The 22,139-nt window shown below is 37.4% G+C and carries 26 protein-coding genes and 2 tRNA genes; 13 read left to right on the top strand and 15 right to left on the bottom strand.

Annotation, left to right across the window (positions count from 1 at the left end):
* Positions 1-254: 254 nt before the first annotated feature.
* Positions 255-339, bottom strand: a tRNA-Leu gene (locus M902_RS04540).
* A 112-nt stretch (positions 340-451) separates the two neighbouring features.
* On the opposite strand from M902_RS04540, the gene M902_RS04535 reads away from it, so the two are divergent.
* The gene (locus tag M902_RS04535) at positions 452-1,120 is read left to right on the top strand and encodes a hypothetical protein (RefSeq protein WP_156979716.1); all 669 of its coding nucleotides are present in this window, start codon (positions 452-454) and stop codon (positions 1,118-1,120) included.
* Here the strand turns inward: M902_RS04535 and M902_RS04530 are convergent.
* From M902_RS04530 to M902_RS04500, 7 genes are all read right to left on the bottom strand, one after another.
* The gene (locus tag M902_RS04530; protein WP_156979715.1) at positions 1,117-1,680 is read right to left on the bottom strand and encodes a zinc-dependent peptidase; all 564 of its coding nucleotides are present in this window, start codon (positions 1,678-1,680) and stop codon (positions 1,117-1,119) included. The genes M902_RS04535 and M902_RS04530 overlap by 4 nt on opposite strands.
* Positions 1,681-1,704: 24 nt before the next feature.
* Positions 1,705-2,346, bottom strand: a complete 642-nt coding sequence (locus M902_RS04525; RefSeq protein ID WP_021266894.1) for an NAD(P)H-dependent oxidoreductase — start codon at positions 2,344-2,346, stop codon at positions 1,705-1,707.
* Positions 2,336-2,776 carry a MarR family winged helix-turn-helix transcriptional regulator gene (locus M902_RS04520; RefSeq protein WP_021266583.1) on the bottom strand — a complete coding sequence of 147 codons (441 nt, stop codon included), beginning with the start codon at positions 2,774-2,776 and terminating at the stop codon, positions 2,336-2,338. The genes M902_RS04525 and M902_RS04520 overlap by 11 nt, the downstream gene beginning before the upstream one ends.
* Positions 2,776-3,252, bottom strand: coding sequence for a glutathione peroxidase (locus M902_RS04515; protein ID WP_021266818.1), 477 nt, complete (start codon positions 3,250-3,252; stop codon positions 2,776-2,778). The genes M902_RS04520 and M902_RS04515 overlap by 1 nt, the downstream gene beginning before the upstream one ends.
* 101 nt (positions 3,253-3,353) lie before the next feature.
* Positions 3,354-3,644, bottom strand: a complete 291-nt coding sequence (locus M902_RS04510; RefSeq protein WP_021267032.1) for a hypothetical protein — start codon at positions 3,642-3,644, stop codon at positions 3,354-3,356.
* 30 nt (positions 3,645-3,674) lie between these two features.
* The gene (locus M902_RS04505) at positions 3,675-3,896 is read right to left on the bottom strand and encodes a hypothetical protein (protein WP_021266691.1); all 222 of its coding nucleotides are present in this window, start codon (positions 3,894-3,896) and stop codon (positions 3,675-3,677) included.
* A 106-nt stretch (positions 3,897-4,002) separates the two neighbouring features.
* Positions 4,003-4,266 carry a hypothetical protein gene (locus tag M902_RS04500; RefSeq protein ID WP_040314137.1) on the bottom strand — a complete coding sequence of 88 codons (264 nt, stop codon included), beginning with the start codon at positions 4,264-4,266 and terminating at the stop codon, positions 4,003-4,005.
* Between the two features lie 123 nt (positions 4,267-4,389).
* Here M902_RS04500 and M902_RS04495 point away from each other — a divergent pair, with 123 nt between their 5' ends.
* The 3 genes from M902_RS04495 to M902_RS04485 all read left to right on the top strand — a co-directional run bounded on the left by M902_RS04495 (position 4,390) and on the right by M902_RS04485 (position 6,537).
* Positions 4,390-5,319: an alpha/beta hydrolase fold domain-containing protein gene (locus tag M902_RS04495; protein WP_040314136.1), complete on the top strand. Its 930-nt coding sequence runs from the start codon at positions 4,390-4,392 to the stop codon at positions 5,317-5,319.
* A gap of 537 nt (positions 5,320-5,856) precedes the next feature.
* Positions 5,857-6,066, top strand: a complete 210-nt coding sequence (locus M902_RS16425) for a hypothetical protein (RefSeq protein WP_156979714.1) — start codon at positions 5,857-5,859, stop codon at positions 6,064-6,066.
* A gap of 48 nt (positions 6,067-6,114) precedes the next feature.
* Positions 6,115-6,537, top strand: a complete 423-nt coding sequence (locus tag M902_RS04485; RefSeq protein WP_021266784.1) for a thioesterase family protein — start codon at positions 6,115-6,117, stop codon at positions 6,535-6,537.
* Positions 6,538-6,574: 37 nt separating this feature from the next.
* Here the strand turns inward: M902_RS04485 and M902_RS04480 are convergent, their stop codons facing one another.
* From M902_RS04480 to M902_RS15750, 6 genes are all read right to left on the bottom strand, one after another.
* A complete protein-coding gene (locus tag M902_RS04480; protein WP_021266702.1) occupies positions 6,575-7,615 on the bottom strand; it encodes a hypothetical protein in 1,041 nt (346 codons plus the stop codon).
* Positions 7,616-7,725: 110 nt separating this feature from the next.
* The gene (locus M902_RS04475; RefSeq protein ID WP_021266692.1) at positions 7,726-9,120 is read right to left on the bottom strand and encodes an L-serine ammonia-lyase; all 1,395 of its coding nucleotides are present in this window, start codon (positions 9,118-9,120) and stop codon (positions 7,726-7,728) included.
* A 37-nt stretch (positions 9,121-9,157) separates the two neighbouring features.
* On the bottom strand, positions 9,158-10,672 hold the full coding sequence (locus M902_RS04470) for a LamG-like jellyroll fold domain-containing protein (RefSeq protein ID WP_021266694.1): 1,515 nt from the start codon (positions 10,670-10,672) through the stop codon (positions 9,158-9,160).
* Between the two features lie 72 nt (positions 10,673-10,744).
* Positions 10,745-11,017, bottom strand: a complete 273-nt coding sequence (locus tag M902_RS04465) for a hypothetical protein (RefSeq protein ID WP_021266788.1) — start codon at positions 11,015-11,017, stop codon at positions 10,745-10,747.
* Between the two features lie 58 nt (positions 11,018-11,075).
* Complete coding sequence (locus M902_RS04460; protein WP_021266842.1) at positions 11,076-11,669, bottom strand: 3'-5' exonuclease; 594 nt, start codon at positions 11,667-11,669, stop codon at positions 11,076-11,078.
* A complete protein-coding gene (locus M902_RS15750; protein ID WP_021266934.1) occupies positions 11,659-12,684 on the bottom strand; it encodes a serine protease in 1,026 nt (341 codons plus the stop codon). The genes M902_RS04460 and M902_RS15750 overlap by 11 nt, the downstream gene beginning before the upstream one ends.
* A gap of 123 nt (positions 12,685-12,807) precedes the next feature.
* Between M902_RS15750 and queA the strand changes: the two genes are divergently transcribed.
* The 7 genes from queA (at position 12,808) to M902_RS04420 (ending at position 19,129) form a co-directional block, all read left to right on the top strand.
* Complete coding sequence (gene queA, locus M902_RS16600) at positions 12,808-13,863, top strand: tRNA preQ1(34) S-adenosylmethionine ribosyltransferase-isomerase QueA (RefSeq protein ID WP_021266939.1); 1,056 nt, start codon at positions 12,808-12,810, stop codon at positions 13,861-13,863.
* A 6-nt stretch (positions 13,864-13,869) separates the two neighbouring features.
* Positions 13,870-14,988 (top strand): tRNA guanosine(34) transglycosylase Tgt, encoded by a 1,119-nt coding sequence (gene tgt / locus M902_RS16595; RefSeq protein ID WP_021267052.1) that lies wholly within the window; start codon positions 13,870-13,872, stop codon positions 14,986-14,988.
* A gap of 26 nt (positions 14,989-15,014) precedes the next feature.
* On the top strand, positions 15,015-15,353 hold the full coding sequence (yajC, locus tag M902_RS04440) for a preprotein translocase subunit YajC (RefSeq protein ID WP_021267106.1): 339 nt from the start codon (positions 15,015-15,017) through the stop codon (positions 15,351-15,353).
* Between the two features lie 2 nt (positions 15,354-15,355).
* Entirely contained in the window at positions 15,356-15,679 is a 324-nt protein-coding gene (locus M902_RS16740; protein ID WP_021266935.1) for a twin-arginine translocase TatA/TatE family subunit, read from the top strand.
* A 122-nt stretch (positions 15,680-15,801) separates the two neighbouring features.
* The gene (gene secD, locus M902_RS04430) at positions 15,802-17,511 is read left to right on the top strand and encodes a protein translocase subunit SecD (RefSeq protein WP_021266670.1); all 1,710 of its coding nucleotides are present in this window, start codon (positions 15,802-15,804) and stop codon (positions 17,509-17,511) included.
* Between the two features lie 15 nt (positions 17,512-17,526).
* Positions 17,527-18,453, top strand: coding sequence for a protein translocase subunit SecF (secF, locus tag M902_RS04425; RefSeq protein ID WP_021267025.1), 927 nt, complete (start codon positions 17,527-17,529; stop codon positions 18,451-18,453).
* Positions 18,440-19,129, top strand: coding sequence for a FlxA-like family protein (locus M902_RS04420; protein ID WP_021266618.1), 690 nt, complete (start codon positions 18,440-18,442; stop codon positions 19,127-19,129). The genes secF and M902_RS04420 overlap by 14 nt, the downstream gene beginning before the upstream one ends.
* 3 nt (positions 19,130-19,132) lie before the next feature.
* Here the strand turns inward: M902_RS04420 and M902_RS04415 are convergent, their stop codons facing one another.
* Complete coding sequence (locus M902_RS04415; protein WP_021266669.1) at positions 19,133-20,842, bottom strand: hypothetical protein; 1,710 nt, start codon at positions 20,840-20,842, stop codon at positions 19,133-19,135.
* Between the two features lie 282 nt (positions 20,843-21,124).
* Here M902_RS04415 and M902_RS04410 point away from each other — a divergent pair, with 282 nt between their 5' ends.
* Positions 21,125-21,430, top strand: a complete 306-nt coding sequence (locus M902_RS04410; RefSeq protein ID WP_021266755.1) for an HU family DNA-binding protein — start codon at positions 21,125-21,127, stop codon at positions 21,428-21,430.
* Between the two features lie 130 nt (positions 21,431-21,560).
* Positions 21,561-21,637, top strand: a tRNA-Cys gene (locus tag M902_RS04405).
* Positions 21,638-22,139: the final 502 nt, after the last annotated feature.

The following is a 22,139-nucleotide window of genomic DNA, read 5'->3' as shown; positions in this document are numbered from 1 at the left end:
TATTCACCGGCCGGACTGTAGTATATGTCGCTAGCACATTGAATTTGTTCGACGTCAAGCTACGCTTGCTTTTAACATCGTGCGGACAAAGGCGTGGCTTTCGGTAGGTTGGTAAGTATGCGTTGGACTTGGCCGACTCTCGGCTCCTGCCTCCGTGGGCATACACGCCATCCTGGCGCTAAACCATCAAGCTACGCTTGCTTTTAATTAAAAAGCTCTATACTTCGTAAATGGATTGAGATTGTATTTGGAAATGGTGCCTAGAACTGGACTTGAACCAGCAAGCCTTGCGGCACACGGCCCTCAACCGTGCGTGTTTACCAATTTCACCACCTAGGCACATTGAAATCACTTGAATTCTTTAGATATATTAATCACTTGGAGTTTAATTGGCAATGAAAAATCTTACTGGATATTGACCCGTTGTGCTATTGTCCCTTATGCTTTATTGGTGAGAGTTTTATTAACACTAGTGCTTGTAGCACTTTCATTTACTACAGAGGCGCGAGAGTACACGAGGCCTACTGATTACGCTGAATATACCGTTGAGATCAATGCTCCAATTGATGTTGTGTGGAATTATAATTCCAAAAATGAAAATGCTCGTGAGTGGTCGACATACTTCTATAAAATAGCTGCTTGCCCAGTTTCAGAGTGTCCATGGAATGCAAACTTAAAAGATCATGATATTGGCTTCACTCGTCGTTGCTATCGAAGAGAAAGTGAAAATGGTACTTTTTGGGATGAAACGACTACCAAAGTCACGAAGTCTGATGGAGAGTATTATAAACAAATTAGGGCCTATAACTTCAATGATTTTATGGACTTTATGAACTACGATGAAAAGGGAGAGTTTCTTGTGGAGCAATTCTATAAGAAGCTTGATGAAAATAAGACGTCTCTAACTTTTCGTTCTGGTTACATTAAGCGTCTTGAGCTTGAGAGTCCACCATCTAAATTTGAGTTCTTCTTTTGGGAACAAATCTTTAACTTCATAACAAAGAGAAGTGTTACTAATACCTTTAAGTGGAACTTGATTAATATAAAGGCCCATATTGAAATGGGTGAAGATTATAAGAGAATACATCCTTATAGTTCAAATGATGCTGACTTTTACTAGTCTCTTAAGCGGTAAAATTTGTTAAGGTTTTCGTAGACTAAAGGTTTTGAACTCTCAAGCTCTTGTGCCCTTTCAAAGTACATCAAAGAGAGTTTAGAAAAATCACCATTCATCTCTTTTAGGGCCAACTTTCCAAAATCTATTTCAAATTGTTTCTCATTGAACTCTAACCATTTTTCAAATGGCCATGTATGATCAATGGACTTTATGCTTGGGTAGTAATTTGTTTTCCTTTTAAAGATAGGTAGGCACGCATAGTACGAAGTCAGAATGCGTTGTTCTTCTTCGATTGATTCGTGCCAATTTTTCTCACTGTAGAAAACTAAGATCGAATTTAATAACTTATCTTTGTCTAGTGTCGTAAGTTCACTAAATAGGGAAGCCTGCGATGTAAGAAAATCATTCCACAATAATCTGTTTTGTTCATATTTCTTTTTCGTAAGATTTCTTCTTACTTTATGAGAGTAATGCTTATAGAAGAAGTAGCCAAATAGGAATAAAAAAAATAAAAGAATAGGAATGACAATCATACTGTCACCATAACATAAAAAAGCGGCCAATAAAATTGACCGCCTATAAATATTTTAGATGACTTTAAATACTTCGTCGAAACTAAAGCGTACTTTTTCAAGGTCCTTGTACTTATCTTCATCTGACCTGTAACCAAGTGCTACTGTTCCAAGAGTTTTATACTTTGTTCCTTCGAGGCCTAGAATTTTATCGTATTCTTCAGGAACTATACCTTCGATAGCACAAGTATCAATTCCTTGAATCGCCGCAGTCATTAAAAGCTGTCCCATGGCAATATAAGTTTGACGTTGTGACCACTCTGGAATCGTTTTTGAGCGAGGCCCATCAATTAGTGCTCCTTTCATGACGTCAAAGTAGCCTTGTAGACTTGCACGTTCAACATTTCGTTGCTCGGCAATTGATTGCACAAATTTCTCAACATACTCTTCATTAAGCTCTGTTAGGTAAGCAAGAACGACGTAGTGAGAAGCGTCTGTCACTTGAGATTGTCCCCACGAGTGTTCTCTAAGTTTTTCACGTGTTGCCTGGTCATTTACTAAAATAAATTTCCAAGGCTGTAGCCCAAATGAGCTGGCCGCAAGTCTTAATGACTCATTTAAAACGTGTAGGTCCTCATCTGATATCTTTTTCGTTTTATCAAATACCTTTGTAGCGTAACGCCAATTTAGTGCTTTTATAATTTCTTCATTTTTCATGTGTACTCCACTGGTTATAAATTTTATCTGCTTCAGCTTTTAGTTTTTGAATCTCTTTAAGATCAATATTATTTGAACAAGTAAGCTTTTGCGGGATTGTTTTTGCTTTGTTCTTTAACTTCTTTCCACTAGCTGTGGTTGTGATATAGACAATTCTTTCATCCTCAAGACAACGTTTCTTCTCAACCATACCTTTTTCAATAAGACGCTTTATTAGGGGAGTTAGAGTCCCATTATCAAGAGAGAGCTTTTCACCAAGTTGAGACATATTCACTTTGTCTGTCTCCCATAAGGCAAGCATGACAAGGTATTGTGGGTAGGTGAGGTTAATCTCGTCAAGGTATGGCCTATACTGACTCGTAATTAACTTACTAAGCCTGTAGAGACTAAAACATACTTGGTTTTCGATTAATAGAATGTCTTCAGTCATTACTTAAAACTCTTTTCAATATCTTTTTCTAAGCTTTCAGGTTTATCAGTAGGGGCATATCTTTTAATTGGATGTCCCTCACTATCAACAAGAAATTTTGTGAAGTTCCATTTTATATTCTTACTACCTAGAAGTCCTGGTAATTCGTCTTTAAGATATTGGTAAAGTGGGTGAGTGTTATCTCCATTAACATCGATTTTTTCAAAAAGTGGAAATGAAGTTTTGAAGGTTAAGTCGCAAAATGATTGAATATCTTCTGAACTTCCTGGCTCCTGCTTTCCAAATTGATTACATGGGAATGCCAAGATCTCTAATTTGCCCTGGTATTTATCGTATAACTTCTGTAGTCCTTCATATTGTGGTGTAAATCCACACTTGCTTGCGGTGTTTACAATAAGAAGACTCTTTCCTTTGAATTCTGTAAGGGATCTTTCATTTCCTCTTATATCAACAGCTTTATAATCATAGACACTCATATATAATCTCCTATTTTCATTTATATGATATTATATAGCGCAAAATTATGTTTTGCACAATATAAATATGCAAAGTAAGATATTGAAGTAAATTCAATATCTTATTTATACTTACGATCAAATAGAGGAGGTCTAGCATGTCTTTCCATGTATTCATTCACTCTATAGTGATCTTGTTCTTGTGAAGCAGGTGTACGCTCCATTTTCTTCTCATCAATTTTTTCTTCACGTGACAGATTACGCTCTTGACTTGCTCGTTCTTCTTCACCATGAATTAGTCTCTGAACGGAGGGGTCATTTTCATCCATAATGGCCGTATAGCGCTCACCGTAAACCTCCATGCTGAATGCAAGAAGAGTCAATGTAATTAAGATATAAGTGAGGACTTTCATTTTAAACCTCTTTCCTCTCTATAAGTTTTCTTATTCGTAAATGAGAAAGTGAGTGTCTGTAAGTGAAACTCCTTTCTTCCCTTCTTTTGAAGCAGGTACACGTTCTCTATGCTGCTTCATTTTTGTTTTCTTATCTTTTTTCATCATTTCTTGAGCTTCTGATTTTTTAGACATATTTTTCTGCTTATCTTTGTGCGCAAAAGCAGGAGTAGTCAGTAGGAGAACAATTAATGAAATGGGAATTAGTTTCATATCTTACCTCTTTTTTCTGTTATGGCCCTATTAGCTCTTTGGTCTGATTATGAAACGGTAATTTGAATTTTTTATGTGATTATTGTGGATATTGATTGATAGTTTTTTATTTGTGAAGTCTCTTATAATTCTTGTCACTATCTTGAATTTGACCATTTTCATCTTCGGTTGGAATGCTTGCTGGAAACCTACTTTGTTCAATTTCTTTTGGCATGACAGGTCCCATTCCATCATCATCAATCTTGAATAACTTTGCTTTTGTATCGTTAGTAGGTGGTTGTGACAGAATATTGTCATCTACAATGAAATAACCATAACTATTTAAGGCCATAAATGTACAAGTCAGAACAATTGATGAGAATGCTTTCATTGGCCTTGTTACCTTTATTTGATTAAAATATCGAAAATAGTTTTACTAATTTTAACTATCGGAATTTTATTTATATTCTTTATTTAATAAATACTATTCTGTGTAAATGTAATGGGTTACACATTGTCTAAATCAATAACTGAATTCATTCATCAGAAACGTCTTTCATCAATGCAGTCATTCTTTGATGTTGGTATTAAGCGCTTTTCTCGAATCACTCTTGATGAGCTTAGAAAGGCCATGGTGCTCATTGAAGGAGAGTATAAGAGTCTAGTACATTGTACAAATCAAACAATGCTTAATCATACATGTTTGGTTTGGGGTGAGCCTCGGCCTCATTGTATAATGCATCTTCATTCTGGTGGTTATGTTACTGGACATGAATATACAAGTGCTCAATTCTGCCAAGCTCTCTTTAATGAGCATAAAGAGTCTTCTTATATCATCTGCCCTGATTACCCATTGTCTCCTGAGCTTAGTATTCCTGAGATAACAAGTTGGTGTCTGGCCCTCTTAAATGATCTTCATCTTAAAGGTGTGAAGACTTTTACGATTACAGGTGTCTCCGCTGGTGCAAATCTTGCGACTCTGCTTAGCTTGGCCAATAACCGCTTAGGAGATAAAAGTTTTACAATCACCGATCTTCACCTTCTAACTGGCCATTATCAAAGTGACTTTGAGACAGCTTCTGCTAATAGGTTCGAAAGTGGGGAAGAGAGTGGATTATCAAAATCAATGCTCTTAAAGCTTTTAGATTATGCAATATCTAATAGAGAAGTTCATATGCTTGATCCTGCGATATTTCCACTTTACAGCGATGAGCTTGAAACTTTACCAAGGACTTATATTTATGCTGCTAAATATGATGTTCTCTATGATGATAGTTTAATGTTTTATGAGAAGCTACTCAGAGAAGGTGTAGAAGTAACCTACAAAGAATTCTCACATGGCTTCCATGCTTGGTCTAATCATGTTCTTGAAAACGAGGCCCTGCTTGAGTATGCGAAGGAACATATTTTTAATGAAATCTCTGCTTCGCAGATTCGTGAGTGATCTAATCTTTTAAGCTAAGCTGTGTGGAGATGGCCACTAAATTGGTCAATATTTAAAAATAAAAACTCTCAAATCTATCGTAAACAGGTATATTTAGAAGATTTCGTCAGTAACGGTAAAATCTAACTTGAGAGAGGTTTTATGAAGGATCAATGGGGTTTTTACAGGCGTTATTTAGCAATTGGAGAGTTATATTCTCTAAAAGGCCTGCTTAAATTTACGATTCTATTTTCTCTATTTTTTCTTCTCTCACTTACAATTCTAATATTAACGATCCTATTTGATTATATTCCCTATGTTCCAAATATGAGCTTTATTCTTATTGCTTCTTTATTAATATACCAACTACGTTTTTCTAAAGAACACGAGGGGATCTTTGGGAATTCTTTTTATCCATGTTCGCCACTGAAAAAATGGTTAGAAAGATGCTTTGTGATCTGTTGCTTGTTTCTAATAATTTCCTTTTTTTGCCTTTCGATACTTAGGTATACCCGCTATTCATTTGCAAATACACAACAGCTCTTATCGTACTTTCATATGGCCAAACCAGTCTACGCCTTTGTTTTTATCAAAAGTCGTCCTGACGATTTTTTAGCCTATTATGACAAAGGTATGCCTTTAGATCGAGACTTTAGATGGCTCAATGATGATATTCTTATTAAGGCCATGGTTGTTTATAATCGCCATGAGCTGCTGTCTAAGTTTCTATATAAGAAAAAAGGCCATAATATTTCTTCGGCCCAATAATGACCCATATCTCTTGTGTGTGTAAGTTTAATTAGTTAATATTTAACTATGGCACGTATAAAACTATCGACACCTCAAAGAGAAGCAGATTTTAAAACTAAAATTGAGTTAACAATTAACTTCGTCAATTATGGAAATCATATGGGAAATGATGCTGTGGCAACACTTTGTCATGAAGGGCGTCTACGTTTTTTAAAGTCTTTAGGTCATGATGAGCTTAATTGCTTTGGTAAGTCTCTTATTCAAGCTGATGCAGCTTATATGTACCGAGGAGAAGCTTTTCATGGTGATGTATTAGAAGTTGAAATGTATGTCGAAGATATTAGTGAATACGGCTATGACCTTCTATATAAATTCACTTGTGGTGATCGTCTTATTGCTTATGCTAAAAATGGCCTGGTCTTCTTTGACTACGAAGAGCGAAAGCTTGCCAAGGCCCCGCAGGAATTTTTAAATCATTTTAAGAAATAAAAAAAGGCCTCGTTTGAGGCCTTTTCTTTTATTTGAATTAATCGATTTTTTGAATTTGATAAATATATTCTCTGTACTCTTGAATATTGTCATTTTGAGCTTGGATATTATCTAGCTCTGGAAGTTCTACATTATCAAAAATATTTTTAACCTTGCTATCAATCTCATGTTTTACACCAATTGAAAGTAAGAAGTCATAACACTTAAGTGCTTCTTCGATCTTCTTATTCGCTTCGTGCATTGTTGCTGCATTTGAAGTTTCAAATGTTGAAGGAAGCTCTAGCTTTCCTAGTTTCCCACCTGAAATAACGTGAAGAAGACCTGGCCAAAAAGATGCTTCGTCTGCATCCATTGAGTCATTGATTGCAAGAGCAAGGATGATATCAATACGTGCTTTTAAAAGAGCAATTGAGATTTCACGATTGTGACCTGCAACGATATATTCCTCTGACTTACTTAAAGTTGCGCCTTGAGAGTCTTTGATAAGTGCATCTTTCATAAGTGTGTACATCGACATCTCAGCAAAGCCATTGTTTTTTGCATTAAATGTTTGACGGTGGTGAACCTTGTGAAGGGCCGCAGCTATAGCATAGAAAGATTGCTCATAGTTACGTTTTTTTAGTGACCACTTTCCTGTATGGATAGGAGTCATCTTGCCTTTCTTCATTGCTTTCTTAACATTGAATTCACCTTTGATATCTGTTTCATAAACAGATGCCATATTTTTGTAAAATTCTTCAACTGCATCGTAGAAGAGCATGTCGCGAATTTCCAGGTTGTCGTAAGGCTTAATTCCTGTGTAGAGATTGTACTCAAAGGCCATAAAGAACTTTGCAGCATTTGTAAGCTTTTGGCCCATTTCAATATTATCATTTAGGATAAGTGCGAAAGCATCACGTCTTTCAACTGAAGACTGTGCAGAGCGAAGCTGCGAGTATAGTTGTGATGTTGTATCACTCATACCGTCGGTCGTCTCACCAAGTTTATCCATCTTTTGTGGCATTTTAATGGCCTCTTTAACTTCCTTACAACCTGTAAACAGAGTAACTAGCATTAGAGGAATTAAGATCTTTTTCATGACTCTCTCCTAATTTTCTATATAAAAGTAGGTCTTTGTATGATGAGGGCCACTAAGATGAAAGTGTTTAACTTGATGTGTGAAAGAAGTAGCGTATCTAACTAGCTGATTTAACACTCAGTGACGTTTACAGCGAGTCCACCACGACTTGTTTCCTTGTACTTCGTTTGCATATCGGCACCAGTTTCTTTCATAGTTTTAATAACTTTATCAAGACTCACGTAGTGACTGCCATCTCCACGCATGGCCATTCTAGTTGCATTAATTGCTTTTACGGCACCCATTGCATTTCTCTCAATACATGGGATTTGTACAAGGCCACCAATTGGATCGCAAGTTAGCCCTAGGTTGTGCTCCATAGCTATTTCTGCAGCATTTTCAATTTGCTCGTTTGTTCCGCCAAGAACTTGTGCAAGCCCTGCTGCGGCCATTGAGCAAGCAACACCAACTTCACCTTGGCATCCAACTTCCGCACCTGAAATTGATGCGTTCTTTTTATAGAGAATACCAACACAGCCTGCGACTAAGAGAAAGTCCACAACTTTATCAATTGAGGCATCTTTAACAAATTTAAGATAGTATTTTATAACTGCTGGAATAATACCTGCCGCTCCATTTGTAGGGGCCGTTACTACTTTTCCACCAGAAGCATTCTCTTCGTTTACTGATATTGCAAAAAGATTTACCCAATCCATAATTGTTAGAGGATCGAGATTCTTTTCACAGTCTTTCTTTAATAGTGCTTCGTATAATTTCTTAGCGCGCTTATTGACTTTTAGGCCTCCGGGAAGTTGTCCTTCTGCCTTAAGGCCTCTATTGATACAATTATCCATTGCCTGCCAAATATCTAGCAGTCCTTTGTTAATCTCTTCTTCACTACGCCATGATCTTTCATTTGACTTAATTAATTCACATATAGAAATATCATTTTTATTGGCGGTTGCTAGAAGTTCATCTCCACATGTGAATGGGTACATAACTTTGCTAGAGTGCTGAGAAAAAATATCGCCATCATTATTCTCACCTTCGGCAACAATAAAGCCACCTCCAATCGAATAGTAGATTCTTTTAAATAGCTCTTTTCCAGCTTTATCAATCGCTTGAAAGCACATTCCATTTGAATGGAATTCTAGCGTTTGTTTACGGTGAAATAAAATATGTTCACGAGGAATATATGAGATTGTTTTAGCGTTTTCTTTGCCTTCAAAGAATGTAAGCTCTTCTTTATCATGGGCGAGATCTAGAATACGATCTATTTGATCAGGGCAAATATCTTCAGGAGTATAACCACTAAGTCCTAATATTACGGCCTTATCAGTACCGTGCCCTTTTCCTGTTAAGGCAAGAGATCCATAGAGTGCTGTTGAGACAACTTGTGTCTCATTGTAGAGGCCCATTGAAATGAGCTTATCCATAAATTCTTTAGCGGCCCTCATAGGCCCTACTGTATGGGAGCTACTTGGCCCTATACCGATTGAGTAGATATCAAATACACTTAAATTCATGAGGAATTTATATCAGATGATTATGATTTGAGCTAGCCTAGTTCCACTTATCTTCAAGATATGTATGAATTGTGTTCACTGTTGACGCATCTGGGGGGTCGTTAAAAAGCATCAGCTCCATGACGTCACCGTTAAAATAGCCGCCATTACCATTTAATGCTCCTGTATGAGTGTAGCTATCATTCAGATATGAACCAAGGGAGATGGCCCCGGAGTGTGCGTATAAAAGTGAAGTTGATGTTGTTGACCCAATTGAGCTTCCGTTGACATAACAGGTAAGCTCGCCATCAGGTCCTGCTGCCCCAGTGTAATTAGTGTAATCAAATACCCATGTCACGTGATAAATGGTATTTGTTGCTATTGGCGCACTGACAGAAGTAAAGCTTTGGCTTCCATCACCGTCGTTGTTAATATTCCAAAACCCACAGTAGAGATTTCCACTTTGAATATAGATATTCATTCCACGACTAGCTCCACCTTCTTCGTAGATAATTTGTAAGGTTGTAGTATCGGCGGAAGTCTCAAAAGATGCTGTGATATTCCTTTGATCAGTAGTTGCTGTGTTTAATTCTGCATGATTTGCAACAGTCAGGTATTGGTTTGTTCCATTGAAGACAACATGATTATCAACTCCATCAAAGATTGGTGCAGCACCATTTTGATAAAAGTGATGAGTGTTGGCACTTGAAGATGTATCAAGCCAGTCTTCAACTGAGCCATTAAAGGCACCATTTGAAGCATCTAGCCCTCCGCTATCTAAGATTGAACTAAGATCACTTGCATCCAAACGCGCCACCATATTTGGTAAAGAGGTGGCCGGGTTAAAAACTTGGAAGGCCCCCGAGTTTTGAATTACTTCAAAGCCTGCCTCATCTACGGCCTTTAAAGTTATATAGTAGTTTGTTGCTTCTGTAAGAGTGAAGCTTGCCCCATTAACACCATCTTGAATTTTATAAGATGTGACGTTACCAATATCAATCCAAGTTTGAACATCGGTAGCACCAGCACTTGTTCCAATAGCAATTTCATAGTGGTCAAGAACGCAGTTATCTGTTGCTGCTGTCCATGTTGTTGTCGTTGAGGAGCCTGCTGTTGCGTCATCTGCAGAAACATCCGGTACACCTAAACCTGCTGGAGGACTATTGTCCCAGTAGAAACTTGTGCTTGTTAGTGTTGTAGATATTTGCGCTGTCGCACTTACTGCACGGACAGAAGGGTAGTAGGCTTGACACTCAGTGAGACCCACAAGGCCTGTGTGAGTGTAGTTTGTGACAACTCCAATATCTGTCCAGGGCGTATGCTCTGAGCCTCCAGCGGAAGTACCGAGCGTATATTCAATATGATCTAAACTTGCTGGGTTAGTCCAAGAAATGCCTGGTGAATTTTGAGGCAGTGCGCCTGTAATCACAACTTGTGCTGTTGAGATAGCAGTAGGTGCCGCCTGACCAACAGGTGCTGCCTGAATTCCTGATGTTGCCTCCGCACCTCCAGAACAAGAAGTGAGAGTAAGTCCAAGGAAAGTTAATATTATTGCGTATTTAACAACCTTCATTCTAGTTAAATTATAGGATGAATGAGTTTGAATTTATTTAGGAAATAATTTACCTAGTCTAAGTTGCTGAAATCACTTCCCTCTAGAGTCTGGATAAATGCAACGGTCGCCGCAGTTTTCTTCGATGTCCTGCCATTTTGGCCTTTGTTCTAGTTCATACTTATACTTGTAGATTTCTTCAGAAGAAGGTTGACGAATTTTACGTTCATCTGGAATAGCAGCTTCTTCATATGGATTGGTTGTTCCAAAGCTATCCATACGATATGGCCCACTCTCATTTTCTGATTCTTGTGTAAAAACGCTAGTTGCGAAAACTAAAATTATTAATACTTTTAGGGCCTTCATAGTGCCTATCATGCGCAACAATCGTGAAGCTTTGATGAAAGATTATGAATAGATATTCTTACTTGCTTTCTAATGCCTGATAGAGCTTTAATGAAATCCAGGCGTCAGTTGCAGCATAGCGAATTTGAGCATCTGTTAGTTTATTATTTTCCCAATTTGTGAGCTTTGCCTTCTTAGAGATCTTTTTCTCTAAAAGAATCCCTGTAAGAGACTGTAGGCCGAGAGTGATATAGCCTTGGGCCTTGGCAAGGTCCTGAACATCAACAACACCTTTAGCATTGATATGATACTGTTTTTTTAGGTCACGACAGTCATCTTTCACAGCAACACCCGTTTTAATCAAATTTTGATCCTCTAAGTAGTTAACTAGATAGTCTGGGCATTGGATCTTATTTAAACGAAAGAGGAAGCATTCCTCTTCAAATGAGACTTGTATAAGACTTATTCGAAAGTTATCCGTTTTTTTAAAAGAAGGCCTTGATTCGGTATCAAGGCCTGTTACGTCGTATTTTTGATTTAATTCTTGAAATTTCTTAGCAATATCTTGGGCCTTTTGTTCTGTATCAATAAGATAAATCTGGCCCGTGTAATCAATCATCTCGTAAGAGTTGATTTCTTCTTTAGTGATTCTTGCTTTAATATTACTCTTCATACTCTTCAATGATTTCGTCCACTTCTTCAATATCAGAACCTTCTTCAAAGATATAAGGCCCCATTGATTTTTTTAATATGTAGTCTGTGTAAGCTGAGGCTGCTTTTGTTACCGTCTCGCCTAATGCTCCCATTAGAGGGTTTGATTGACGTTCACAAACACCTCCTTGCTTCTTACATACGTTTACTTTATAGCAACCTTTATTAAAGTCAAAGACATAATCGATCTCACCAGCTACTAAAATTCCAATAACTTCATCTTTATTATTCAACACTGGGGAACCTGAGTTGCCTCCAAATGTATCAAGATCCGTTTTAAATTCATTGCTGTAGCTTAAACTTGAAGTAACTTTGGCCCCTGCTGCAACTTTTAATGGGAGTCCTGTAGGATAGCCTGCTACATAAATATCTGTGCCTTTTCGTGTTGCACTTGCATTTAAATTTAGTGTTAGGGGCTTCTTGTCCGTTGCTTTACGTTCAAGTTCTACAATGGCGTAGTCTAGTGTACCTGTATTTGATGCCGCGACAACGCGTTTACAACCGAAGACATCACTTTTTTGAATCTCTAAATGGCCGTCCTTATTAACTGATGTCGAGTTATAATTAAATACCCATTTATTATCTCTACACTTTGAAGTCACTTGATCTGAAACTTCTGTCCCACCCGAAATCATACAGTGGCCGGCCGTCATTATAAGATTTTCACCAATTAGAAAGCCACTACAACCTGCAATCGTAGGTTGATCTCTAAATCTCATCTCGCCACATGTAGGGTAACCTCTGTGGTATTTTAAAGTAGGGAACTTTAAAAACTTCGTATCAGTAACATTTCCTTCTTCATCTTTTAAGAAAGCAAAACCTGGAACCATTGCTGCAACACTATCAACAAGAAATGCTTTATTTGATTCGTGTACATCGACTCTATTATCGATACCATAAATAACTTTATTAATGGCCATCGAATTTGTTGAAATTAACGCTGAAAATAATACGACTTTTGTAAGATTTAACTTCAAATTTTCCTCTCTTTTGCTTTTTGTAAGTTTTTACAGTTTTCTTTACATTTGAATATAAGAAAGTTGTGATTTGAAAAACTTACATGATGACGATTACCTAATTTCACGTTACTATCGGGTCCTATGAATCAATTAAATAATGTGGATTTACAGCTATCTTCGTACGATTACGACTTGCCTAAAGAGCAGATTGCGGAGCGCCCAATACAAGGTCGTCATCACTCAAGGTTATTAGTTTACAATTGTGAAACTGATACAATCTCGCACCACAAATTTAATGAACTTATTAACTTTCTTCCATGTGAGACAACTCTAGTTCTTAATCAGAGCAAGGTTTTTCCTTGTCGTCTCAAAGGTCACAAAGAAAGTGGTGGAAATGCAGAGGTTTTCTTTTTGACTGTTGAGCCTAATGAGATGGGGCAATATCGTGCCCTTGTTAAGGCCCGTGGAAAGAAAAAAGCCGGAGATAAGTATATTTTTGCTAATGACCTTTCAATATCAATTGTCGACAATATTGAAGGTGAATTCTTAATTGCGCCTTCTATTGTTGGGAATGATCTCATTGATTACTTAAATGCAAATGCATTTGTTCCAATTCCTCCTTATATTCGTGGGGGAGAGTCGGACGATCAAGATAAGAAAGACTATCAAACTGTTTTTGCAAATGAGCTTGGAAGTGTGGCTGCTCCAACTGCAGGGCTTCACTTCTCAGATGAGCTTTTAGAACAGATTAAGGGACAAGGGCATGACATTGCGAAGGTAACTTTACACGTAGGTCTTGGAACTTTTGCTCCTGTAAAAGTCGATAATCTTGAAGATCATAAAATGCATTCTGAAAATTACTTTGTTGATCAAGTGAACTTTGAAAAAATAAAAAATGCAAAAAAGCGTGTTGCTGTTGGAACAACGAGTTTGAGAACTCTTGAAACGATTTGGCAAAATGGAGTGAATGATTACACTCCTGGAGAGATGAAGGATACTTCAATCTTCTTGCACCCAGGTGTAGATGTGAAGAGTATTGATGGTTTAGTAACAAACTTTCATCTGCCAAAGTCAACACTACTTATGCTCGTGAGTGCATTAATTGGCCGTGAGAAAACATTAGAGATTTATAATATTGCAGTTAAAGAGGGATATCGTTTCTTTTCATATGGTGATGCGATGTTAATTTTAAGGTAAGAGAATATGATTAAAGTTGAAGGATATAGCGGTAAGGCCCGCGCAACAACAATTACAACTGAGCATGGTGAAATTAAAACACCTATCTTTATGCCTGTTGGGACTCGTGCATCAGTTAAGTGTATGTGGCAAGAAGATCTTTATGAGATGAATGCTCAAATCATTCTTGGAAATACGTATCACTTATACTTAAGACCAGGACACGAACTTATTGAAAAAGTTGGTGGTGGCCTTCATGGGTTTATGAATTGGGATCGTCCAATTCTAACTGACTCTGGTGGGTTTCAAGTATTCTCTCTTTCAGATATTAATAAGATTACAGAAGAAGGTGTAACTTTTTCTTCACATATTGATGGTTCAAAACACTTGATCTCTCCAGAAAAAAGTATGGAGATTCAAAAGGGCCTAGGCTCTGATATTGTCATGGCATTTGATGAGTGTCCAAAACTGCCAGCAACAAAAGAAACTCTTCGCGAGAGTATGGAACTAACTCTTAGATGGGCCAAGCGTTGTATCGACTACAAGCTTCGCGACTATCAGAAACTTTTTGGTATTGTTCAGGGGGGACTTCATAAAGATCTTCGTACGGAATGTATGCAACGCCTAGAAGAAATGGATTTCCCGGGACTTGCTCTTGGAGGACTTTCTGTTGGTGAGAAGAATGAAGAGATGGTTGATTTCTTAAATGACTTTGTTCACACAATGCCGGATCAAAAACCAAGATACCTAATGGGTGTTGGTAAGCCTCTTGATATTCTAAATGGAATCCGAGCTGGTATTGATATGTTTGATTGTGTTCTTCCTACGAGAAACGCACGTAATGGACAATTCCTAACACACGATGGGCCACTTAATATTAAGAATCTTCGCTTTAGAGAAGACACGCTTCCACCTGATCCAAGTTGTGATTGCAAAGTTTGTAAAACATATTCACGTTCTTATATTAGACATCTCTACACAACTGGAGAATTCCTTTCTGGTAACTTGATCACTTATCATAATCTTTATTTCATGATTAAGATGACTCAGGATGCACGTGAAGCGATTCTAACGGATAGGTTTGACGATTATTATAAAGAATTTTATAACAGATACACTTCACGAAAATGGGCCTCAGGCCAATAAATAAAAATAAAAGTTAGGAGAAACAAATGTTACAACTTTTTATATCTAATGCTTATGCTCAAGGTGGTGCTGCTGCTCCAGCTAATTCGGCAATGAACTTTGTTCCAATTATTGCTGTTGTTGCCATTTTTTATTTTCTTGTTTTCAGACCTCAAAAGAAACAAATGGAAGAAGAAAAGAAAATGCTTGATACTCTTGAAAAAGGTAACCGTGTTTACACAAAGTCAGGTATTTTTGGTACAATTGTTGGGATGACTGAAAAAGTTGTGGACCTTGAAATTGCAGAAGGTACACGTATTAAAATCCTACGTTCACAACTTGGTGGACTTGAAGAAAGTATCCTTTCTAATAAAAAAGAGGCGTAATTATGTTTGGTGGCTTTGGTGCTGGTGAATTACTTATTGTTTTAGTTTTTGCTCTGATTTTTATCGGACCTAAAAAATTACCTGAACTAGCAAAAGGTTTAGGTAAAGGACTTCGCGAGTTTCAAAAGGCCAAGGATGATTTAATGGATCACGTCAATGATGCTGCAGAGACCAATTCTCACAAAGAGGAATCTGTGGCATCACAAATCACAGAGTCACCGGATGCTAACATTGCAGCGCAAGGTGATGTCGAAAATGAGAATTCTAATAACTCTGAAGATGTAAAAGACCAAGTGATTGAGTCAGGAAAAACGAAGCAATCGTAAGTTTTTGAAATTAATATTCTCTTAATATTGTTTTTAAGTAGTTAATCTCATATAATTTTTGTAGTTTATTTAACTCAATTATTCGAGAAAACCAAAAGAAACCCAAGGATTAGGAGAATCTAATGAGAAGAGGCTGGTGGTATCGCTTCGTATTTCTACTTATTGTAGCGATCATTTCAGGTATTTCGATTGTACCTACTGCATTTAATTTTAAAGAAACTGACAATTTTCCAGTTAAATCTAAGATCAACTTAGGACTAGACCTTCAAGGTGGTCTGTACATGATCTTAGGAATTGACTTCAAAAAGGTCTACAAAGACGAGGTTAAAGGATACGCGCGCCGTTTAGAATTTAGCTTCAAAGACAAAACTGGTAACGGTTTTGAAATTGGTGATTTAGATTCATCTGATGAGCTAGATCCTCGCCAAGAAATTATCCTAGGTTCAGCTACTGATGCTGATGCTCTAAAGGATATTATTCACGACCAGTACAATGGTTTTCTAAGAGTAACTAAAGATACAGGTAGTACAATCTCTGTTGCCTTAACTAAGAAGGTTAAGACGGACATTGAAGATCAATCTGTAAAAAGATCAATCGAAGTTATTCGTAACCGTATTGATGAATTTGGTGTAACTGAGCCAGAGATTGTCTCTCAAGGTAAGGACCGAATCGTAGTTCAGCTTCCTGGTGTTAAAGATATCGAAAGAGCAAAAGAGCTAATCGGTAAAACAGCAAAGCTTGAATTTAAAATGGTTAACTCTGAAATTGCACCAATCACAATTCAAGGCTGGGTATCGAAAGCAAAAGATCAAGGCATTGAATATAAGAAAGGTGAGAGATTTTCCGATTACGTTTCAAAAGTAAATGAAATCGTAGCTTCTGATCTTCCTAAAGGTCATGTCCTCGCATTTGAAAGAGTGACCAATGCAAAAGGTGATATACTTCAATTAGTTCCATACTTAATTGAGTCTGTTGCTCGTCTTACAGGTGAAGACCTTGAAGATGCAAGAGTTCAATTCAACCCACAAAATAATAACAATCCAGAAGTAGGACTTAACTTTAAGTCTCGTGGTGCAAAGATTTTTGCAGATGTTACTGGTGAAAATGTAGGACGCCTAATGGCCATTACATTAGACGGTAATGTTTACTCAGCTCCACGTATCAATGGTAAAATCGCTGGTGGGCGTGCAACGATTTCACTAGGTGGAAAAAGTTATAATGAGCAACTTAAGGAAGCAAAGGACTTAGCTCTTGTTCTTCGTGCCGGTGCACTTCCTGTACAGCTTGATTTCCTTGAACAAAGAACAGTTGGTCCATCTCTTGGTGCTGATTCAATTGATAAAGCTAGATTTGCTGCAATTATTGGTTGTATTCTAGTATTTGGCTTCATTCTTGTTTACTATAGAATTTCTGGTGTATTCGCCGTTACAACTCTAGCTCTAAACGTTCTGATTGTTTTAGCTATGCTAGTTGGACTTGGTGCAACTCTAACTCTTCCAGGTATTGCAGGGATCGCTCTTACTGTTGGTATGGCAATTGATGCCAATATCATTATCTATGAGCGTATTCGAGAGGAAATACGAAATAATGTCGGCTTTTATAAAGCTGTTGAAAATGGATTCAACTCTGCTTTCTGGACAATTATTGATGCAAACATCACGACTGCTCTTGCTGGTATCTGTCTTCTAAATTTTGGTACAGGTCCAATTAGAGGTTTCGCTGTTACATTATTAATTGGTATTTTCGCAACTGTTTACACTTCTTACTTTGTTTCAAAGCTTTTCTTTGAGTTCTATATGAATAAAGTAGAAGGGCAGGACTTAAGCATTTAAGGAATGGAGTTTAAGATGTTTGAAATTATAAAAAGTAATACAAAATTCAATTTTGTTAATAAATTCGGAATTGCTGGTGTTATTTCTGCAATTCTTGTTATTGCTTCACTTGTTCTTATCGGTACTAAAATGAAATACGGGGTAGACTTCCGTGGTGGTGCAGAAATTCAAGTTAAGTTCCAAAAAACTGAAAACCTAGATGAACTTCGTCGTGAAATGAAGTCTGCAGGATTTAATGGGGTTTCGATCCAAACAATTGGTGAACCTCAAATGAATGAATACCTACTTAAGGTTAGTGCAAACGAAGGTAACTTAAATGAAGTTACTGAAAAGGTTTCACAGACACTAACGACTAAGTATGCGCAGGATGGTGTAGAAATCAGAAAGGTTGATATCGTTGGTCCAAAGGCCGGTGCTGAACTTAGAAAGTCTGGTTTCCTAGCAATGCTTTGGGCTCTTCTTGCAATTATGATCTATGTTGGTCTACGTTTCGATTTCAAATACTCGCCAGGTGCAATTGTTGCTCTTTTCCACGACGTAACAATCATTCTAGGTGTATTTGCTCTAACTGGTACAGAGTTTACTCTTCAGACTGTTGCTGCAATTCTTGCGGTAATCGGTTACTCAGTTAACGATACAGTTATTGTCTATGACCGTGTACGTGAACATGAAGCTAAGTTTGTTGGGCGTGATATTAAGGATCATATCAATAATGCAATTAACGAAACACTTTCAAGAACAATCCTTACTTCTGGTACAACACTTTTCGTATCAGCAACAATGTTCTTCGTAGGTGGTCTTGCAATCCGTGATTTCTTTATGGCAATCACTCTTGGTGTTGTTGTTGGTACTTACTCATCTAACTTCGTTGCAGCACCAGTAGTACTTCTATTTGATAGATTTAGAGGGGAGCAGGCGAAAACTGCAGATGCAAACGCTTAATTCAAAATTCAATTTTATTAAATATTTAATTGCCCTGTGTGTACTTCTTTGTACACATGGGGTTTTTGCGTATGGTGACGAAGATTACGATCGTCGCGATAAGACGACTTCTTCCGAGGATATCGAAAATCTTCAAGAATCAATTGAGACTCTTAATCAGGAAATCAAAAAAAATGGAGGCCAAGCTACAAATATCGTGGCCATGCCAACACAAGTGCCTGCTCTAAAAAATGGTAAGGCCGACCCAGAGATGATGAGACGTGCTATTAAGATGATTAATGCACAATTTAAAAATGTTCCTGATGCACAAGTTGCCCAGATGATTCGTGAAAATGCTACGCAGAATCCAATCATGCAATTCTTTGTAAATAGTGATAAGCTTGTAAACTTTGCCGTAGGGATTGTTAAAGATGATAAGGCCTTACTTTACTTATTTGAGTTAACTCAGGATAAGGATGTATTAAAGTTCGCTCTCGGTGTTGTCATTTTTCTTTTTATCGTAAGCTTCTTTTTAAAGCGAGCATTTATTAAGAAAGATGAATTCTTTGTCTTTCGCTACGTAAAGTCGCTAATCTTCTTTGTTTTTTCAACCGGATTAAAAGCAGGTGTTCTTTATTTTATTTATAAAGACTATTTAGATCCAAGCGTTGATGTTTTCATTAAGAGAGTTCTCTAGTTTCTAATTACCACTGGTTACTGGAATACAACCCATCTTACGATCAAGCGGTTTGATCGTTGTTGGAATCGATGTTGTGTAACCACTACTTGCAAGTTCACTTGAGTGCATTACTTGATAAAGCTTCTGATAACCACGTTTTTGCACATATGGTGCATCTTCATCAGCAGGCCAGTAGAAGTAGGTAGGTTGTGATTGTGTATCGCTAGTAGGTTTGTAATGGATTCCATCATTAGTTAAGTGAAACCAGATTTTCTTTAACTGGCCTTCTCTAATAAACATAACGTCAGCAGGCTTTATTTCTTGTTTATTTCCATCTCCAAGGTCAATAACTTCACGTGGTCCTTTTGCAAAGTAGAGGCCTTCCGTTGGTGTTCCAATAATTTCACCAAGCGCTTTAAATTCAATATTAGATGAACTGTATTCGGTGTGACCTGGGCAAATTGCACGTCCACTATTATCTGTAAAAAATGGAATCATTGCGAGTCCTGATTGGATTAGCCCTGATTCGGACCCTGAGCAGGCTTCTGGGAAGCCTCCGTCTTCAACACTAACATTTGGCGCCACACAAGTTTCAAGAGGTGCAAAGTACGTTTTTGTACCGCTAACATTTGCACCCATTTCAATCATACGATCTTTAATTAGGAAGTCTACCTTACGATTTTCTCCATCTGCAATAAAACGCACATCGTTTACATCCCACAGAGAAAAGTGATCTGGTACTAACTCGAGACGCGGAAATTGTGGAGCATCATCGTTTTGTCCAGTCTTAATATAGTCGTGACAAAATATAGTATCTGAAACACCCGGCGGTAGATATGGAGTCGGGTAGTCAACAGGCATGTAGAAGTGCTTTCTTACAGTATCAAGATATATCTGATCGTTTGGGTCATAGTTTGAGCTTGTGGCCGTCGCACGTATCATACAAGTGTATTGTGATATAAGCTTGATCTTAAGATTTCCTTCATACTCGTCATCATCGCCTGGTTCAAATAACTTAAACTGCTCATAATCACTTTTTGCATTCTCAACACCACTTCCAGTTTCTTCAATATGGAAAGTATAAGCTTCACCAAAATTAACTGTTGTGGCCTCAAGGTTTGCTTCAAAAATATTTGTTCCCTGATATGTTTTAAGGTCGGCCGTGTAACGACGTCCATCGATATCTGTGGCAACTAACTGACAAGAAGGTGGGTTTTGAGCACCGTTATCAATCGAGTTATTACAAAAACCAAAAAGGTTTTGTAGGTTTGCATCGTCTTTTATTTTTGGCCCAACTGTGACCGTTCCATATAGGGTAGCGACAGTGGCAGTCTTCTCTTGGCAAATTGCTGCACAAGAGGCACCACTTGTTACCGAGGCAACTTTTTGATTCTTACAAATACAAAAATCGTCATCAATGAAGACAGAGTCACTTGGACGAGCAATTACTTCGGGTGCCGTAATACAAACACCAGCTGAGGCTTCAATATTTTCACGAGTAAAGTCATCAAGACTTTCATCTGCCAGAATTTCTTCTAGTTGTGCTTCGTCTGCAACAACTTCTCCTTCACCGCATGAGCTTGCACAAACATTCCCCTCATTTAGTAGAAAGAATAGATCTTCGCAAGTATCGATATTATTGATGTCGTCAAAGAATCCATCTGGACGCGCAACCTGCGGAACACAAGATGATGTGATAAATAAGAATACAATTAAATATATTACCTTCATTGGCCTATTCCTTAATTTTCTACTTACTTAATCGCCAGTTTTCGTTGACTTCTTTAATTTTAGGTTAATTTCTTACATTTGATTGAAATTGTGTGAGAATTAACGTAATTTTAAGTAGTTATGTAGTTGGGAAATAAGATCTACTGTTTAATGATAGTAAAGTTTTTGTGGCACAATAAATATTCCTAATGTTTTTAGAGACTTGGACGATAAGTGAAGTAACTAAAAATCATAGGATTGAGTTTGTGCTCGAAAGAGTTCTCATATCGAGAGGAGATTATAATGACAAAAGCAGATTTAATTGCAGCAATCGAAAAGCAAGCAAATGTAACGCACAAGCAGGCCGAGACTGTTGTTAATATTTGTTTTGATGACATGATCAATGCTTTATTCAATGATGAAAGAATCGAAATCAGAGGTTTCGGATCTTTTGCAAACCGTAATTATAAAGCGTACGAAGGTCGTAACCCAAAGACTGGTAAGGTAGTGAAAGTACCACCGAAGAAAGTTCCATTTTTCAAAGTTGGTAAAGAGCTAAGAGAAATGGTTGATGAGGGTAAAGACAAGTACGTTATTCGCGAAGCTTAACGGCCACGCATCCTGTTTTTTTAATACTTAGGTATAGGCCTGCCGCATTAGTGGCAGGTCAATATTTTTAAGTATTTAAATTGACTTATTAAAAAATATCCATATTATAGAAAATCTAAAATCATTCTGCGGACGGGTGCTAGAGTGGTCTAATAGGGCAGTTTGCAAAACTGTTTTTCACCGGTTCAAATCCGGTCTCGTCCTCCAAAAAAAAAGCCAAGAACTTAATCGTCTTGGCTTTTTTTATTCCCAAAACTTAAATGCATGAAATGATTACAACGAGGTTTCGTTGGGTTATCTGCCTTCTTTCTTCGAATTCTTTCTACGTCTGTCGTGGGCCGTCTGTGATTGGCTTAATTTGTGCTAACGGTGTGCTTACTAAACAAAACGATGTTTTTTACTGTGCTTTCTCTAAATCAAATCGTTTGAAGCCCTTTATATATCGTTTATTGGAAGTACTCGGTAGACAGTGGAAGAATAACAAAACAAACCTCTAATAAATTAACTTGAACATTCTCATTTTCAATAACTTTGCCGTTAGTAATTTAAGTATCGGTTTTCTTATTAAATATTTTTAACTTTAAATGCACCTCTCCACTTGAATTCTATAATTCATGCTAAATAGACAATTTTAAATCTCAGACTATCGGCAGTCGTAAATCAGTTTAAGTCTATAATTTTCAAATTTTCGATATCCGTAGGCCTTTCT

Source organism: Bacteriovorax sp. BAL6_X, from assembly GCF_000443995.1.
In the GTDB taxonomy this organism is placed as follows: Bacteria; Bdellovibrionota; Bacteriovoracia; order Bacteriovoracales; family Bacteriovoracaceae; genus Halobacteriovorax_A.
This window is presented reverse-complemented; position numbering and strand designations above follow the sequence as displayed.

What these genes read in the sequence shown, in the direction of transcription:
- M902_RS04525 (WP_021266894.1), bottom strand. Translation starts at nt 2,346, where the DNA reads ATGAAAAATGAAGAAATTATAAAAGCACTAAATTGGCGTTACGCTACA.
- M902_RS04510 (WP_021267032.1), bottom strand. Translation starts at nt 3,644, where the DNA reads ATGAAAGTCCTCACTTATATCTTAATTACATTGACTCTTCTTGCATTC.
- M902_RS04520 (WP_021266583.1), bottom strand. Translation starts at nt 2,776, where the DNA reads ATGACTGAAGACATTCTATTAATCGAAAACCAAGTATGTTTTAGTCTC.
- M902_RS04480 (WP_021266702.1), bottom strand. Translation starts at nt 7,615, where the DNA reads ATGAAAAAGATCTTAATTCCTCTAATGCTAGTTACTCTGTTTACAGGT.
- M902_RS04485 (WP_021266784.1), top strand. Translation starts at nt 6,115, where the DNA reads ATGGCACGTATAAAACTATCGACACCTCAAAGAGAAGCAGATTTTAAA.
- M902_RS04500 (WP_040314137.1), bottom strand. Translation starts at nt 4,266, where the DNA reads ATGAAAGCATTCTCATCAATTGTTCTGACTTGTACATTTATGGCCTTA.
- M902_RS04505 (WP_021266691.1), bottom strand. Translation starts at nt 3,896, where the DNA reads ATGAAACTAATTCCCATTTCATTAATTGTTCTCCTACTGACTACTCCT.
- M902_RS04460 (WP_021266842.1), bottom strand. Translation starts at nt 11,669, where the DNA reads ATGAAGAGTAATATTAAAGCAAGAATCACTAAAGAAGAAATCAACTCT.
- M902_RS16425 (WP_156979714.1), top strand. Translation starts at nt 5,857, where the DNA reads ATGGCCAAACCAGTCTACGCCTTTGTTTTTATCAAAAGTCGTCCTGAC.
- M902_RS04515 (WP_021266818.1), bottom strand. Translation starts at nt 3,252, where the DNA reads ATGAGTGTCTATGATTATAAAGCTGTTGATATAAGAGGAAATGAAAGA.
- M902_RS16740 (WP_021266935.1), top strand. Translation starts at nt 15,356, where the DNA reads ATGTTTGGTGGCTTTGGTGCTGGTGAATTACTTATTGTTTTAGTTTTT.
- M902_RS04420 (WP_021266618.1), top strand. Translation starts at nt 18,440, where the DNA reads ATGCAAACGCTTAATTCAAAATTCAATTTTATTAAATATTTAATTGCC.
- M902_RS04470 (WP_021266694.1), bottom strand. Translation starts at nt 10,672, where the DNA reads ATGAAGGTTGTTAAATACGCAATAATATTAACTTTCCTTGGACTTACT.
- M902_RS04475 (WP_021266692.1), bottom strand. Translation starts at nt 9,120, where the DNA reads ATGAATTTAAGTGTATTTGATATCTACTCAATCGGTATAGGGCCAAGT.
- tgt (WP_021267052.1), top strand. Translation starts at nt 13,870, where the DNA reads ATGATTAAAGTTGAAGGATATAGCGGTAAGGCCCGCGCAACAACAATT.
- yajC (WP_021267106.1), top strand. Translation starts at nt 15,015, where the DNA reads ATGTTACAACTTTTTATATCTAATGCTTATGCTCAAGGTGGTGCTGCT.
- M902_RS04465 (WP_021266788.1), bottom strand. Translation starts at nt 11,017, where the DNA reads ATGAAGGCCCTAAAAGTATTAATAATTTTAGTTTTCGCAACTAGCGTT.
- M902_RS04415 (WP_021266669.1), bottom strand. Translation starts at nt 20,842, where the DNA reads ATGAAGGTAATATATTTAATTGTATTCTTATTTATCACATCATCTTGT.
- M902_RS04410 (WP_021266755.1), top strand. Translation starts at nt 21,125, where the DNA reads ATGACAAAAGCAGATTTAATTGCAGCAATCGAAAAGCAAGCAAATGTA.
- secF (WP_021267025.1), top strand. Translation starts at nt 17,527, where the DNA reads ATGTTTGAAATTATAAAAAGTAATACAAAATTCAATTTTGTTAATAAA.
- queA (WP_021266939.1), top strand. Translation starts at nt 12,808, where the DNA reads ATGAATCAATTAAATAATGTGGATTTACAGCTATCTTCGTACGATTAC.
- secD (WP_021266670.1), top strand. Translation starts at nt 15,802, where the DNA reads ATGAGAAGAGGCTGGTGGTATCGCTTCGTATTTCTACTTATTGTAGCG.